This window comes from Mucilaginibacter ginsenosidivorans, assembly GCF_007971025.1.
Taxonomy (GTDB): domain Bacteria; phylum Bacteroidota; class Bacteroidia; order Sphingobacteriales; family Sphingobacteriaceae; genus Mucilaginibacter; species Mucilaginibacter ginsenosidivorans.
The window spans coordinates 602301-617834 of record NZ_CP042436.1; the positions used below are offsets into that span (position 1 = coordinate 602301).

The following is a 15534-nucleotide window of genomic DNA, read 5'->3' on the forward strand; positions in this document are numbered from 1 at the left end:
GTTACAAGAAGCAGGCGGCTAATCGAAAAAGCCTTCAGACTTTCATCTAAAGGCTTTTGACTTTTCGGTGCTCCTTAAACTATGGCTTAAACTCTTTTATGGATGATTTGCGCTTCTATTACATACCTGTTTTTATTTTAAAAATGGTTTGTAGTCAGCAAGGCGTTTAAGCAACATTTTATTATTTGCAACTATTTTTGCCTTTTCCTTTTCGCCCGCGCGAACAATGATGTACCCGTACGGCGCTTTTCTTTCTCCCAGGAACATTGCCTCCGGGTTAATCAAAACCGGGCCGTCTTGTTGGCCGTCCGGTATGTTACCTATATCTTTATTTGTTAAATAAGGGGCATAAAACATGTAGTGCGGCATCTGCATCGTAACCACCTTATGCTCCGAGGGGGTGGCGGGGTAAACACGCATTACCGGCGCCAGCATGTATGAAATGCCGGGGCGCGACGGTGCTTTATACATTCCTTTTTTAATCCTGTCGATTATAATGTTTCGAACTTCAAGGGCAGTAAATCTACCGGACGCCCGCATAGCCGCCGCCGCCTCGTAAACGGGGAAAATCGCGCGGGCGCCTTCCGCATCGTAACTAATAGCAGTATAAATATCATTTCTGAATTCGGCCCACTCCCACGCTGTTCGTGTAACAAAGCAAATAAAACCGTTAAATCCTTTACGGGACATATAATAACCTTTCGCGGGGTCCAGCAAATAAACCGTAGCGCCGGGACGTAGTTGCGGAGGCAGCGCACTTAGCGCATAGTCGGTTTCCAGGTCTGTGGGCATTTTCTCCAGCCTGGGGGTCGCATTTTGCGCGTAGCTTTGTACGGCAATAAACAATGAGACAAAGAGGGAAAAGGTTCGCATATTCATCTATTTTAGGGTTTAATTATAATAGGTGAGTTACCAGGTTTAATTGGGTTTAGAAAGGGGCATAACTGACAATTTTGGGGTGCGTTTGCGACAGCCAAAAAATCATTTATGTATTGACATGCAATAAGTTATAACCTGCAGGAACGTATATGGCCTTCATCCTTCTGTTCGTAAAAGGTTTTGATGAAGGTGATTTGGAGCCGCATGAGATGGCTGATCTTAGGCATTAAGCGTGCCTACTAATACGAAAAGCCTTTAGACATTCATCCAAAGGCTTTCCCTTTTCAGTGGTCCCGACGAGAATCGAACTGTATTCCCAAATCGCTGACTTTCAATATTTTGTAGCGGGCTAAATTACGTACTCACCGAATTACTCACCGCTTTTTTGATACAGATTAAATGCAAATCTTAAGATATAAAGATAGGTTATTCATGGGGTTTTCACAAGGAAAAGCGGTTCAAAAATCAATCATTTGTAAGTTGAAAAGGAGATAATGATCCCCCGTTATTTAATGAAAGTTGATAAAGATCCAAAGCCTTCCCGCTGTTTACATTGATGATTTTATGGTAACCATTGTCTGGAAGCTGAATCTTCCATTTTTGATTATTACCGCCACTATAATCCCACAATCAACGTTGCCGCCGTTGCTGCCACTCCATCCAATCGCAAAATGTTTCTCAGACCTTGGCCTAAATGGAGGTCACTCCTTCCCGGTATTTCCGGGAACAAAGGTATACCGGGTTAAAAAAAGGCAGTGTCTACATTGATAATATTAATAGTTTAAATATTAACCACAGGTAAATTTACTATAAACAATAGTTAATTTTCAATCGAATGGCAATTATTGCTCAGCACTTGTGGTATATCGTACCTTTAATAACGCTCACCTTTATGACGAAAAAATTAGTGCCCGATGGTCGTGGCTGTTGTGACGGAATTGAGGATCGAAAAAGTCGGATTTAGATAAAATAAAGTCTATTTAACACAATGATTTTAAAAGGAGGTGGGAATATTTTTGTATTGACCAATTTTAACTAGACTAGTGGTTCGAAACTTAAAATAAGGCGCGCTTTACATTATAATTATAAACGTGAACGTTAGTGTCATTCAACACTCACTCTTCCGCGTAATTTTGTTAGCACGTTATGGTTTAAAAACTGACTTGACTACATAGGCCCAAATTTAAATTAATGACCCTACTACAAAAAAAGAGCATTGTATTCATACAATTATTTGTAAGCATATCATTTGTTGCAGTTTACAGCAGCGGATTATGTCAACAAATGTCTGGTCAAATTAAAAATCCGGATTTCGAAGCTTCCACGATAAAACCCTGGACAAGCGTGGGAAATAGCCCCGTTCTATCTGCTATAATCCCTTATGAAGGGAAGCAATCAATAGAGTTACGTTCGGGGACATTAATTCGGCAGCAAGTCTCTCTAAAGCCACTGTCGCATTATAGACTGACTGCCTGGCTTAAAACAGCAAGCGGTTCGGGCGATGTACGGCTTAACGTCCATGGATTGGGCCCGCATGACGCCAGTGTTGCCAGCGCTATGGCGGCCTGGACGCAAGTGAATGTTGACGTTTTTACCGGGGCCGGCCGGCAAAATGCAACAATTGAAATAGAGAATCCGGAAAATGCCGGAAAAAACAGCGCATGGGCGGATGGGCTGCAACTGGAATTTATGGGGACCTATATTCCCAAAAAAATAGCTGGAATATCCCCTCCAAAAATTAGGAACCCCAAAACAGACATGGGCCTCACCCAACAGCCCAATAAAACCATGGACTGGCTACTCGATGCAAAATTTGGCATGTTCATCCATTGGGGATTGTATGCAGGCCCTGGTAAAGGAGAGTGGTATATGGAAAATGGTGGAGATTGGAATGCAGGAAAAGGCATGTTACCGGAAGAATATCGGAAATTTGCCTATCCGGAAAGCGGTGATGTTTACTTTGCCGCTGATAAATTTAACGCAGACGACTGGGCATCTTTGGCCAGGGATGCAGGAATGAAGTATATGATGATGGTGACCATGCATCATGATGGTTATGCCCTTTTTAACACAAAAGCGCGGGATGCCTTTTCCAGCAAACAGACCCACAATCGTGACTTTGTTGCCGAGTATGTAAAATCATGCAGGAAATATGATTTAAGGGTCGGTCTCTATAAAACTTTAATTAACTGGCGATACCCCGGTTATTATGATATTGACGGCACCGACTGCAAGCCAAACAAATTTGGATACACCACTGATCCGGCTCATAAAGAAAATGCCCGCCGATTGAAAGCAGACCTGTATGAACAGGTTAAGGAACTTGTTACTAATTACGGCAAGATCGATATCATTTTCTGGGATGGTGGCTGGATCAATCAGCAAGGCAGCGACGCAGATGCTGCAAACTTCTGGGAATCGGGCAAATACCAGAGTAGTGACAATAAGTGGCCCGTAGACCCTTACATCCGGGACTTCGATGGGAAAACCCAAAAACCGCTTGGTTTAATGGGAATGGTAAGGAAATACCAGCCGGATGTGATCGTGAATCCACGGAGCGGATGGTATGGCGACTTTAAATCTGAGGAAGGCGGCAACCCAATCACCGGTCCCGTCAGGACTGAGGAAATTTGGGAGAAATGTATGTCTATAGGCCCCGGTTGGGGCTATACGCCTGGCCAGGCAGACTCAAGCCTGGTGATGAATTTGGCCCAAATAAAAAGAATGCTGTCAGATTGTGTGATCCGGAATATGAGCTTACTGCTCAACGTTGGTCCGGACAGGCACGGACAAATTTCGATGGCGGAGCAGCATGTTTTGCGTGAAACAGGAAAGTGGTTAACGAAAGTTGGCGAGGCAGTTTATGGCACAAGAGGTGGCCCCTGGGACCCTAAAGACGGTCAATATGGTTATGCGTATAAAGGAAAGTACATTTACGTTTATCTTCTTAATGGATTCAAAGAAAAAGAATTTGTGCTTCCGGCGTTAAATAAAGGACAAAAAGTGGTCGGAATTTATTCTTTATCAGAGGGGAATGCTGTGCAATTTAAAAGTCAGGCAGATGGAACCACTATTCTAAAGAATGTCAAAGGAACCGACCCGGATGTAACTGTACTTGCTGTGCATTTAAACCAAAATGTCTTCCCATAAAGTTTAAATCCTGAATAATTCTTATTCTTTAATTTAATATTCAACCTATATCAATCCATTCAATTTTTTATACTCGCCCGGGGTAAGACTGGTAACTTTTTTGAAAATTTTTGAGAAATGCGGCAGGTTTTCAAACCCGGTTTTTTCTGCGATCTCGATATAGGATAACGTCGTAGTTGCAATTAAATATTGCGCCCGTTCGATCCTTTTTTCGTGCAAATAATTCAATGGCCTTTGTCCGGTATGCTTAAAAAACAATCTGGAAAAATAATCCTGGTGCAGGTTTGCCCGTCCAGCTAAATAATTCACTGTCAAATTTTCTTTAAGGTTTAATTGAATGTACCTGGCCGCATCTAAAATTTTAGAAGGGACCGGATCAGGGTTTTTGTGCTTAAATCCATAAGAATTTAAAAAGCGGGAAATTAACTGGAGAATTATGCCCTGGGTTTCAAAATAAACAGGATCAATAACGATATTGTTCAATTCCTGGTAGCTTTTGTAATAGGCATTCTTTTCATATACTGCCGGATTGTCGGACCGGTTGATGCCCCTGCCTGGATTTATATTCAATACGGTTTTGAAGTTTGTAATATCTGTTTCAGTTGCGGCAACCTTTATTACTTTTCTGTTATTCTCAAAAATTGAAACGCCCTCTGCCGACTCTTCGAAAAAGTGTAGGAAATACTGGCTCAGGTATTCATTGCAGGAAAGATGGCATAAGGTAAAGCTTGGAATAATATACAAATAACCTTGCTCCAGCTTAATCTTTTCCTGCTTGGTCGAAACAAACCCCTCCCCTTCATCAATATAATAAATCCTGAAATAAGGACTGATCACATTGGCATAGTTCCACTTTTTATTCAGTTTGACATAATCAACGTGCAGCAACGAAAAATTATGCCCCAATAATCTTCTGCTCATATTTTGGAACTGCAAGTTCGGTAAAAAGTCGGATTTGTATAAAAGAAAGTCTATTTAATGCAACGATTAACACAAGGTTGGAGAATAAATTTGTTATCAACCAATTTTCCTAAATGAATGCGATATGAATACGTCACTTCCAAAAGATGTAGCAATTAGCAAAGTTTCAAAAACCGGATTCGCATTTATGCTGGTAACCTCATTGTTTTTTTATGGGGCTTTTCAAATAATCTGAACCCTATCCTGATTCCACACTTAAAAAAATCGTTTACGTTGACGACTACACAATCAACCCTTGTTGATTCTGCAGTCTACATTGCCTATTTCCTCATGGCTTTGCCTGCCGGTTACGTAATGAAAAGATTCGGCTACAAAATTGGCATCATAACGGGCCTAATATTTTTTTCAATCGGTGCATTTTTATTTATCCCGGCAGCCAATACCCAGTCATATCTATATTTTCTTTTCGCATTGTTCGTGATCGCCTGCGGTCTAGGGTTTCTCGAAACAGCCGCCAATCCATATGCAGCAGCATTAGGACCACACGAAACACGTACGCAAAGATTAAATCTTGCCCAATCGTTCAATGGATTGGCGGCCGCGCTTGCGCCCGTAATTGGCGCAAGAGTCATTCTTGGTCAAGGATACACTGAACAACAGCTAAATGCGATGTCATCCGCAGCAAGGCAGGTTGCATTAGCATCAGAAGCCTCTTCTGTTAAGACCCCTTATTTTATTTTGGGCACTGTTTTATTAGTTATAGCAATAGCATTTACGCTAACCAAATTGCCTGCGATCCAGCATAAAGAAACAGGAAAGGAAAAAAGCCAAAATATTTTGCATGCATTTAAGCACAAACATCTCACCTGGTCGGTAATAGCACAGTTTTTCTATGTGGGTGCTCAAGTTTGTGTTTTCAGCTTATTTGTACTATATGCCGGCAAGTCAGCAGGCTTAAGCGAAATGAAGGCTGCAGATTATTTAGGCGCCTGCGGTATTGCCTTTTTGATTGGCCGTTTCTTCGGAACTTTTCTCATGCGATACATTAAGCCTAACAAACTGCTTACAATTTATGCATCAATCAATATCTTATTATGTATGGTGGCAATTGGAGCTAATGGAATGATAACGATTTATGCAGTGATCCTGATCTGTTTCTTTATGTCGGTGATGTTTCCAACCATTTTCGCCCTCGGCATTGCTGATCTTGGGGGCGATACGGAATACGGCAGCAGTTTATTAATCATGTCCATTGTTGGCGGTGCTATTCTGCCAAGGGTATTTGGCATCATCAGCGATTCAACCGGCGATATTCAAATAGGCTACCTGGTTCCGCTATTTTGTTTTTCAATCGTGGCATACTTTGGATGGAAGGGACATAAGACCGTTCCTGAAGTTGTTTTTGAAGAAGGACCGGCAATTGGTGCAACATTATGATATTTTAAAAATCAAGAGTGAAAATGGAAGGATATCAAAAGCCAGGATCAAAGGGATTGGAGAAAGAGCCACTAAATCTTCCGCCTGTTATATTCGGGACTAGCGGTTTGGGAAACCTGTTCGTTGCTTTGGATGAAGACGAAAAGTTAAATATTGTAAGTGAGTGTGTTCGCCTTTCAAATGGCAAAGTGATATTTGATTCGGCAGGAAAATATGGCGCCGGCCTGGCATTGAAGTCGCTTGGGGAATGTCTCAGGAAATTAAATATTCCGCAGGAAAAAGTTGTTATCAGCAATAAGTTGGGCTGGCTTCGCACCGAACTAAAAACAGCAGAGCCAACTTTCGAGCCCGGCGTCTGGAAAAATTTAAAACACGACGCCATTCAAAACATAAGTTATGACGGGATTATCGATTGTTTCGAACAAGGCAATGAATTACTTGGCGGATATATACCTCAAATGGTTTCCGTACACGATCCCGATGAATACATTAACAACGCCAAAGATCATCATCATGCAGAGAAACTGTACAATGACGTTCTCGAAGCATATGATGCTTTGCACGATTTAAAGGCACATGGGGAAGTGCAATCTATTGGCCTTGGTGCCAAAGACTGGAAGATCATCAGGCGGATTGCCGGAGACATTCAATTGGATTGGATCATGATAGCCAACAGTATGACCATTAAAAGCCATCCGAAAGAACTGCTGGATTTTATTGTCGAAATGGAGGCCAGCGGTGTCTATGTAATTAACTCCGCGGTATTCCAATCGGGGTTCCTTGTTGGCAGCAATTATTATGATTACCGGCTGATCGAAAGAGGTTCTTCACAAAATGATGCTTTGTATAAATGGCGCGACCATTTTTTTGAAAAATGCAATAAGTTCAATGTAAAACCATCGGAAGCGTGTGTTCAATTTGCGCTAAACGTTCCGGGGGTAAAAAGCATAGCCTTAAACACGACTAACGCGGCTCGGGTTCAATCCAACCTGGGTATGCTTAACGCAAATATTCCTTTGGAATTTTGGCAGGAATTAAAAATCAATGATTTGATCGAAGTGGATTTTGTGTCCTGGCTTCGTCACGAAACCACTACGCAAGATTAACCTAACAACGATGAAAACTTTAGTTTGTATAACTCCTGGTGAGTTTAAATATGTAACCGGGGAAAAACCTCAACTGCAACCGGGACAAGCCATCATAAAAATTAAGCGAATTGGAATTTGCGGAACCGATTTGCACGCGTACGACGGGACGCAACCGTATTTTGAATATCCGCGCATTTTAGGCCACGAGCTTTCAGGCGAATTAGTTGCATTTGACGATGCCCCGGGTTTTGAGATTGGAGAAGCGGTAACGTTTATTCCTTATTTTAATTGTGGCAAATGCATTGCCTGTCGCAAAGGGAAACCCAATGCGTGCGTGGAGATAAAAGTGTGTGGTGTGCATCAGGATGGCGGAATGGTCGAATATATTTCCGTTCCATCGTACGCTTTAATTCATGGCGAAGGGCTAAGCTTTGACGCACTGGCATTGATCGAACCTTTGGCCATCGGCGCGCACGGCGTAAGAAGAGCCGGCGTAACCAAAAATGAATTTGTTTTAGTGATTGGAGCAGGACCTATCGGGCTGGGAACAATGGAATTTGTCCGGATTGCCGGGGGAAAAGTGATCGCTGTTGACACCAACAACGACCGCTTAAGGTTTTGCAGGGAAAAGTTGAAAGTGGCTCACATCATTAATGCGTTGGATGGTAATGTTACAGAACAATTGGAATCCATTACAAACGGTGAAATGCCAACGGTAGTAATTGACGCGACTGGAAATTTAAAAGCCATTAACAATGCATTTCAATATATGGCGCATGGAGCGAGATATGTTTTGATTGGATTGCAGAAAGGAGAGATTTGTTTCAGTCATCCGGAGTTTCACAAACGCGAAGCAGCACTCATGAGCAGCCGGAATGCAGCAAGGGAAGATTTTGAGCATGTTATTTCCGCAATGAAGAAAAAACTGGTCGATCCAACCACATACATAACGCATCGCGTCCTATTTGACCAGGTGAAAGATGAGTTCGGGGGGTGGTTAAACCCGGCCGCCAGAGTAATAAAAGCAATGGTGGAAACAACTTGAGCAACCTCTGTATTAAAATTTAACTAAACAAAAAATCACCAAATGAAAAAATACTGCCTGGCGGTTGACCTAAAAGATGATGCCGAATTAATTGCAGAATATGAGCACTGGCACAAAAAGGAAAATGCGTGGCCCGAGATCACTAAAAGTATAACCGATTCAGGGATCAAACATATGGAAATTCATCGAACTGGTAACCGGTTGTTCATGATCATGGAAACTGACGACAGCTTTAGTTTCGAAGACAAGGCGGCCATGGACAGCTCCAATCAAAAAGTTCAGGAATGGGAACAACTGATGTGGAAATTTCAGCTACAGTTACCCTGGGCAAGAGAGGGAGAAAAGTGGGTTTTGATGAACAAAATTTTTCAATTGTAATTACACGCCGACCATATTCTGTCGGCTCTTATAAATTAAAAAAAATGAAACGAAGAAACTTGATTAAAGGAATGGCTGCGGCATTGCCCACGCTATGGTTATCACGTGCGATGGGCAATAACATTTTTGAGGAACAACTTCTCAATGAACCGATCGCTTCCGGCCCATTTGAACCTACGTGGGAATCCTTGCAGAAATATCAAACACCGGAGTGGTTCCGCAATGCTAAGTTTGGTATCTGGGCGCATTGGGGGCCACAATGCCAGCCTGAAGCCGGTGACTGGTACGCAAGAGGAATGTACCAGGAAGGTTCATGGCAATATAAAATTCATCTCCAGAAATATGGTCATCCCTCGAAGTTTGGATTTAAGGATGTGATCAATGAATGGAAAGCCGAAAAGTGGGATCCGGAAGAATTAGTGAGTTTATATAAAAGCGCCGGTGCACAATACTTTATGGCGCTTGCCAATCATCACGACAATTTTGATTTGTATGATAGTAAATATCAAAATCAATGGAATGCTACCAAGGTTGGCCCTAAGAAAGACCTAATTGGCGGCTGGGCAAAGGCAGCAAGAAACAATGGGCTTCCATTTGGTGTAAGTGTTCATGCGTCACATGCATGGCGCTGGTATGAAGTGGCGCAGCGTTCTGATAAATCCGGTCCTTATGAGGGCATTCCTTACGATGGAAAACTTTCAAAAGCAGACGGGAAAGGGAAATGGTGGGATGGATTAGATCCGCAGGGACTTTATGCACAAAACCATCCGCTGAGTCAGGGCAGTTTAGACGATAACTTTAACAGTGACCAATGGGATTGGGGCAATGGCGTATATCCACCCACTAACGCCTACATAGAAAAGTTTTATAACCGCACTATTGAGCTCATCAACAAATACAACCCTGATGTGGTTTATTTCGATGATAGTCAACTCCCGCTTTGGCCGGTTAGTGACGCAGGTTTGCGCATTGCTGCTCATTTTTATAATAAGAGCATTAAGGAACATGGGGACTTGCGGGTAGTCCTTAATGGGAAAAAGTTAAACGAAAGTCAGCGCAAAGCGATGGTTTGGGATATTGAAAGAGGACAAGCTAACGAAATTCAACCCCTGCCATGGCAAACCGACACTTGTATTGGTGGCTGGCATTATGACCGCGCATTATATGAACGCGATGGGTACAAATCGGCAAAAACAATAGTTCAAACCTTGGTTGATATCGTAAGCAAAAATGGGAACCTTATGCTCAACATCCCGGTCCGCGGCGATGGCACCATTGATGAAAAAGAGCGAAAGATTATTGAAGAGATCGGCCGGTGGATGAAAGCAAACAGCGAAAGCATTTATGCTACCAGGCCATGGAAAGCGTTTGGTGAGGGCCCTGCGCAGGAAGAAGCCGCAAAACTGAGCGAGCAAGGTTTCAATGAAGGAAAGGGAAAAGAGTTTACCTACCAGGATATTCGCTTCGCAATGAAAAGCGATGTGGTTTATGCAACGGCAATGGGCTGGCCTGAAGATGGAAAGCTGGTTATAAAAAGTTTGGCGAAGACCAGCGAACACTTTCGAAGGGAGATTCAAAAAATAGAATGGTTGCCAACCAGGCAGTCTTTGAGTTTCGAGAGAACTGAAAATGGGCTGGTGGTTTCCCTCCCTGAAAGGGGCGCTGATGAATTGACCTATGCTAATGTGATAAAGATTTTTTCATAAGGCATTTTAAAGCACAATTTAGACACAAAAAGCGTCTGCATATTTAAGTGTGCAGACGCTTTTTTTATATCGTACTAATTTGTCCATGGCCTGATTCTGGTCGCACAAACAAGCCCGCTCCGAATCTCACCTCGTCGCGGGCACATTAAATCAACTAATTTGTGATCTTTATTATTTGGATATTATCAACTGCTGTTTTAAAATTGGTGCTTGCGTATACGCAATTTTCGCTATATAACATTGCAAGTTTAAAGCCCTGCACCTTTTTTCAGCGAATCCAATGTTCGTTGGTTTTCGACCGTGTTATTTTGGCGATTGAAGGCATCGCTGCCCCATATAAACGGCAGCACACCATTTGCCTTTGCTTGTTTGGTCACATAACTATAGAAATGCATCTGGGAATTAACTGACAATAGGGAGTCCGCCGGATATCCTGTTAATTTGTCAGCGTGATACGAAGTACCGTATTCGCCCATAATCATTGGTATTCCCTTTGAGATAAAGTTCGCTTTGGCAGTTTTGAATATAGAATCTACATAACGCTCTTCATTATAAGTCGAGTTGCGGTCAAGAAAGAGCGGGTTGGTCGTATGAAAGTTGGCCCCCCAGAAATAGGCTTCTTTTCCCCAGCTCGCGTCAGCAGATAATATACAAAAGTTGGGAGGAGTATAATAATGAAACTCGATTATCATTTTATTCGCCGCCTTATCAGTTGGCAATTGAGCCACCTTGTACTCGTTACCTGGCTTAAGGTATTGGTTAGCCAGGTCGAGTGATGTAGAGGGTGCCTGAATAATCAAAGAACGATAACTGTTCTTTCCGCCGGTGCTACGCACAGCATTTATAAATGTTTGATGATAACGCATCAAAGTTCTTGTCGTTGGCACATCGGTAGCATTAGGTTCGTTGGCGCTGGCAAACGTCAAATGCTCGTCAAAATCGCGCAATGTAGTGGCTATTTGTTCCCAAAATGCTTTTTGCTTGGCATTAATGGTATCCTGCTTCGCGCCTGTGGCGGTGCAATCCAGCCAGCCATCATCGTAGTGGATATTAACCATCACATACATGTTATCATTAAAGCAATATTGCACTACCTGTTTTACCCGGTCAAGCCAGGCCGGATCTATCTGTGCTGTAGCCCGGTTGATCAAATGTGAATTGTCATACTGAATTGGGATTCGAACTGCGTTCATCCCGCTTTGTTTTATTAAATCGATCAGTTGCTGGGTAATTACCGGGTTTCCCCATCCGGTCTCTCCGTTCGGAGCTTCCATGGTGTTATAAATATTATATCCCATTGTGATATTTGATGTCAGCTGCGTAGCGGTGCTCGACATGCCGGCTGCATCTGGCGCCGGAGCCGATGTATTGTACGACGGATAAATATTTGCATCCTGTAACACTGTGATCCGCCTGCTTTGACCGTTAGTTGAGTTCAGGTTCAAAAGCACAGAACGGCTTACACCGGACGAATTTCCTGTTGCTGTTAAATTAATAGTTGCAGCCCCGCTGTTACCCGATATTTGGCTTAAATGCAGCCATCCGATACCCGTCGTATCAACCTTCCATGCGGCATTGGTGGTAAATTTCAAAGCTACTGTTCCGCCGCTTTCGGGGATAGTGTCTGTTAAATTGGCAAGTTCGAGCCGCGGGGTTGCTGATTCAGTTTTTTTACATGAAGCAGCAACCAAACCCACGAAAAAAATCGCAGCGATTTTATATATCGTCCCGGTGTTTTTTATCATTTTTTTCATATTATTTTGGTCAAAAAGCCCACAGCATTACGCTGAGGGCCTTTAATTATTTAATTTTTACAACTCTAAGATTATCAAAAGCAGCATAAAAGCCCGTAGTCGTGGCCGTTTTGCCGTAGTTATGAATATATACCGTACATGAAGTATTGCCCGTCGGTCCCGTCAGATCAGCAATTTTGGATATGGCAGCACCTTCACCGTCGCCGAGCGTAGGATCAGTGGCTTTAAACGCTGACAAAGGAATAGTTACTGTTACCCAGCGTTTTGTAGTGTACGCCGTAGTCTTAGTGGCGGTTACTTGCCATGGCTCCCATCGGCATATATAACTGCCAAACCCGCCTTGTATGTCGATAGTACCGCCATTCCAGGATTGAGGAACACTTACCTCAAATTTAAATGCCCAGTTGGCCGGCGAATCACCAAGATTGGCAACCGGCACCCATTGCGCTGCATTCATCAGTATAGCATAATTGGAATAGGTGTTTCCTTCGCCACTCGCCAGGCTGCCGGTTTTTAATACCATATACAGGCTTGAATTGCCCGGAAAATCAGGGCTGTAAGGTGGCCATCCCGAACTTGGGTCACCGCTGGTAATGTTGGCCCCACCCCACCACTGCCAGTTGAAATTTCCACTCCATTCCCAGTTTGATATCGAGCCTGTCGCTATATCATTCACATTGTACACAGTTGTTGCTGTACCGAATTTTGTAGTAACCGACACGGGGCCCCCTTGTGTAAGCGCAGGTAAAACCAAACCAACAGAGCTTCCGTCATTGGATGAGGTGAACGAGTTAACTGCGGTACCCGCAAAAGAAAAAGACTGGATGTTCTTGAGATAAGTGCCATACACATAAACCGAGTCCCCAGGATTAGCATTTTCATTGGAAATACTAATTATAGTTGGCGTTGCCACTATTTTAAAATTAACCGTACCAGTCTTTGTTGTTACTACCACCTGGTCGGTGGGCGTTTGCGCGGGCATAAGGAAGCCAATAGAAGTTCCGTCAGCGCTTGGTTTAAACGATGTTATCGGAGTTCCCCCGTACGAAAAACCGTGAACTAAAACTAAGTTACTCCCATAAATATGAACAGAATCACCCGGGTTAGCGAATACATTGGAAATAGCGGTAATAGTTGGGGCGGCCGGGCCCAATTTAAACGAGAATGATGTTGATCCTCCTGTTGTTCTATAGCTCAGGGTATAAAGCTTAGTGGTATCGATGGAGGAAAACATAATGGCGGGTATTTGCACTACTGCACTGTTCGGTGCAAATAAAGCCGGGTTAAAACTTGCCGTTACACCATCGAATTCTATATGCGTTGCATTTTGCAAGTTCTGCCCAATTATAACCACGTATTTTCCTGTTCCTCCGGACAAAGCAGGATCAGTTTGAGGATTACCGGTACTTAGAAGACTATCCTTAGGTGACGGATTATACATTCTTACGCTTGTAATAACCGGGGCAAGACCGCTGCCGGCGTTCTTTTTACAAGCAGGGATCAAAGCCGCCATCGCAAGGAGGAACGGCAATAAACACAAGCGGATAAATAATTTCTTTTTCATGATGAACATCTGCTAAATATTTTACTTATAATAAGGAACTGGTGGCTGAGCCAACTTTGGATCGGTAGTTACTTCGGCTGCCGGAATTGGCAGTGTAAATGAACTGATGGTGGCCGGGAGTGTTGGTACCGCAGTAGTAGTATCCCGTTTGGCTATGCGCGTTTTAGGATCATAAGTAAAGGTGTACCGCTTCTGCGTATTAAGAAGATTGACAGCTTTGTCGGCCTGATAATAAGAAAGCCTTACCAGGTCAATCCAGTATTGTCCTTCAAAAGCCAATTCAACTCGTCTTTCCCGAAGAATAGTGTCAGCACTCAGCATCGGAGCGGGATCGACGCCCGCCCTGGCGCGTACCTTGTTAAAGTACGTCAGGGCATCGCCATCAGTTGTCGTCGCACTATTGCCCAGGATAGCTTCGGCATATACCAGGTATACATCGGCCAGCCTCAGCATAGAAAAGTGCTCAGGCGAAGACCAAATCGTCATTGTTGGCGAGTTGTTATCTTTTTCATTGCCCACAATGTGCTTTTTCATACATATTCCGGTTGCAGTATAGCCACCATCCGCAGCATCCAATTCTGAATAATGATCTCCGGTCAGCATAATAGTGGCCTTACGACGTACCGTGTCCTTCTCAGCGTACATCTGGTACAAATCATAGGTGGGCTGTAAGGTCTGCCATCCGCCGCTCTTTTGAGCATTTATCGTGGCAGAGGGCGAATAATAAGTCGGTAAAACGTTGCCAAATCCATAACCCACACCCGGTGCCCATTGAAGGGCAAATAATGATTCCGGGTTATCGTTATTTTGTGTCTTGAAAAGATCATAATAACTGTGGAACAACTCTAATCCGCTATTTTTACACACATTGCCTGCATACTTTTTTGCGCTGTCAAGCAATGCCTGATCGCGTGATCCATTTTGTCCCAGGCCCGCCATTGTTAAATATACTTTGCCCAGCATCCCTTGTGCCGACCAAGTGGTTACCCGGCCAGGCTGATCTGTAGCCGGGAGATTCTGCGCTGCAAAAGTCAGGTCTTTGGTTATGAATTTATAAACGTCCGCAACCGTGTTACGATTAAGCAAGGGGTCATTTACCAACTTCGTGTTATCCTCAACAATGGGAACGGCGCCCCAGTAAACCGCCAAATGATAATAAGCTACTGCGCGAATAAACCTTGCTTCCGCAAGGGCCTGATTTTTATTGACGGCCGGTATAGCAGCGGACGATTGTTTATTGATGGCGTTGATAACCATATTGCATTGCCCTATGACATTATACAGGCCTGTCCAACCGCTTGACACGAGGCCATTCTGCCCCGTGATCGTGCGTGTATAAAGCTGCATTAAATCGCCATAATATGTGTAAAAGGCAGTTCCCGGCAAGCCATCGCCAAATAGTAACCATGGCTGTTGAAATTGCCACCATGGGGCGCCACCATACAGGTTAGCGGTAGCCAGCCGTAAATCGGCAGGCGCTTGATAAAAATTATTAGAGCTGATTTGTGATGTCGACGGACGGTCGAGGAAACTTTTTTTGCACCCGGCAATGGCCGCGCCAAATGCTAAAATAATCACAATTTTATTGATCGGTTTCATAAATATCCTTTTG

12 protein-coding genes are annotated in these 15534 nt (G+C 43.5%); 6 read left to right on the forward strand and 6 right to left on the reverse strand.

All coding sequences use genetic code 11. The features are described 5' to 3' along the window. Positions 1-132 precede the first annotated feature (132 nt). Positions 133-873, reverse strand: coding sequence for a hypothetical protein (locus FRZ54_RS02825; RefSeq protein WP_147030139.1), 741 nt, complete (start codon positions 871-873; stop codon positions 133-135). Between the two features lie 471 nt (positions 874-1344). Beyond that, the gene (locus FRZ54_RS24930; RefSeq protein ID WP_147030140.1) at positions 1345-1509 is read right to left on the reverse strand and encodes an RICIN domain-containing protein; all 165 of its coding nucleotides are present in this window, start codon (positions 1507-1509) and stop codon (positions 1345-1347) included. A 561-nt stretch (positions 1510-2070) separates the two neighbouring features. Here FRZ54_RS24930 and FRZ54_RS02835 point away from each other — a divergent pair. Then, positions 2071-4029: an alpha-L-fucosidase gene (locus FRZ54_RS02835; RefSeq protein ID WP_147030141.1), complete on the forward strand. Its 1959-nt coding sequence runs from the start codon at positions 2071-2073 to the stop codon at positions 4027-4029. 45 nt (positions 4030-4074) lie between these two features. Here the strand turns inward: FRZ54_RS02835 and FRZ54_RS02840 are convergent, their stop codons facing one another. Then, a complete protein-coding gene (locus FRZ54_RS02840) occupies positions 4075-4950 on the reverse strand; it encodes a helix-turn-helix domain-containing protein (protein WP_147030142.1) in 876 nt (291 codons plus the stop codon). Between the two features lie 246 nt (positions 4951-5196). Here FRZ54_RS02840 and fucP point away from each other — a divergent pair, with 246 nt between their 5' ends. From fucP to FRZ54_RS02865, 5 genes are read left to right on the forward strand one after another with little or no spacing between them, the layout of a single operon-like run. Then, positions 5197-6387, forward strand: coding sequence for an L-fucose:H+ symporter permease (fucP, locus tag FRZ54_RS02845; protein ID WP_262712289.1), 1191 nt, complete (start codon positions 5197-5199; stop codon positions 6385-6387). A 23-nt stretch (positions 6388-6410) separates the two neighbouring features. Beyond that, entirely contained in the window at positions 6411-7493 is a 1083-nt protein-coding gene (locus tag FRZ54_RS02850; RefSeq protein WP_147030144.1) for an aldo/keto reductase, read from the forward strand. 10 nt (positions 7494-7503) lie between these two features. Beyond that, entirely contained in the window at positions 7504-8520 is a 1017-nt protein-coding gene (locus FRZ54_RS02855) for a zinc-binding alcohol dehydrogenase family protein (protein ID WP_147030145.1), read from the forward strand. 42 nt (positions 8521-8562) lie between these two features. After that, positions 8563-8898: an L-rhamnose mutarotase gene (locus FRZ54_RS02860; RefSeq protein ID WP_147030146.1), complete on the forward strand. Its 336-nt coding sequence runs from the start codon at positions 8563-8565 to the stop codon at positions 8896-8898. A gap of 44 nt (positions 8899-8942) precedes the next feature. Further along, on the forward strand, positions 8943-10604 hold the full coding sequence (locus tag FRZ54_RS02865; protein WP_147030147.1) for an alpha-L-fucosidase: 1662 nt from the start codon (positions 8943-8945) through the stop codon (positions 10602-10604). Between the two features lie 248 nt (positions 10605-10852). Here the strand turns inward: FRZ54_RS02865 and FRZ54_RS02870 are convergent, their stop codons facing one another. From FRZ54_RS02870 to FRZ54_RS02880, 3 genes are read right to left on the reverse strand one after another with little or no spacing between them, the layout of a single operon-like run. Continuing rightward, entirely contained in the window at positions 10853-12358 is a 1506-nt protein-coding gene (locus FRZ54_RS02870) for a cellulase family glycosylhydrolase (protein WP_147030148.1), read from the reverse strand. A 46-nt stretch (positions 12359-12404) separates the two neighbouring features. Beyond that, complete coding sequence (locus tag FRZ54_RS02875) at positions 12405-13922, reverse strand: glycan-binding surface protein (protein ID WP_147030149.1); 1518 nt, start codon at positions 13920-13922, stop codon at positions 12405-12407. A gap of 21 nt (positions 13923-13943) precedes the next feature. Beyond that, on the reverse strand, positions 13944-15521 hold the full coding sequence (locus FRZ54_RS02880; RefSeq protein ID WP_147030150.1) for a RagB/SusD family nutrient uptake outer membrane protein: 1578 nt from the start codon (positions 15519-15521) through the stop codon (positions 13944-13946). Between the last annotated feature and the right edge of the window lie 13 nt (positions 15522-15534).

What these genes read in the sequence shown, in the direction of transcription:
- FRZ54_RS02835 (WP_147030141.1), top strand. Translation starts at nt 2,071, where the DNA reads ATGACCCTACTACAAAAAAAGAGCATTGTATTCATACAATTATTTGTA.
- FRZ54_RS02855 (WP_147030145.1), top strand. Translation starts at nt 7,504, where the DNA reads ATGAAAACTTTAGTTTGTATAACTCCTGGTGAGTTTAAATATGTAACC.
- FRZ54_RS02870 (WP_147030148.1), bottom strand. Translation starts at nt 12,358, where the DNA reads ATGAAAAAAATGATAAAAAACACCGGGACGATATATAAAATCGCTGCG.
- FRZ54_RS02850 (WP_147030144.1), top strand. Translation starts at nt 6,411, where the DNA reads ATGGAAGGATATCAAAAGCCAGGATCAAAGGGATTGGAGAAAGAGCCA.
- FRZ54_RS02840 (WP_147030142.1), bottom strand. Translation starts at nt 4,950, where the DNA reads ATGAGCAGAAGATTATTGGGGCATAATTTTTCGTTGCTGCACGTTGAT.
- FRZ54_RS02880 (WP_147030150.1), bottom strand. Translation starts at nt 15,521, where the DNA reads ATGAAACCGATCAATAAAATTGTGATTATTTTAGCATTTGGCGCGGCC.
- FRZ54_RS02860 (WP_147030146.1), top strand. Translation starts at nt 8,563, where the DNA reads ATGAAAAAATACTGCCTGGCGGTTGACCTAAAAGATGATGCCGAATTA.
- FRZ54_RS02865 (WP_147030147.1), top strand. Translation starts at nt 8,943, where the DNA reads ATGAAACGAAGAAACTTGATTAAAGGAATGGCTGCGGCATTGCCCACG.
- FRZ54_RS02875 (WP_147030149.1), bottom strand. Translation starts at nt 13,922, where the DNA reads ATGAAAAAGAAATTATTTATCCGCTTGTGTTTATTGCCGTTCCTCCTT.
- FRZ54_RS02825 (WP_147030139.1), bottom strand. Translation starts at nt 873, where the DNA reads ATGCGAACCTTTTCCCTCTTTGTCTCATTGTTTATTGCCGTACAAAGC.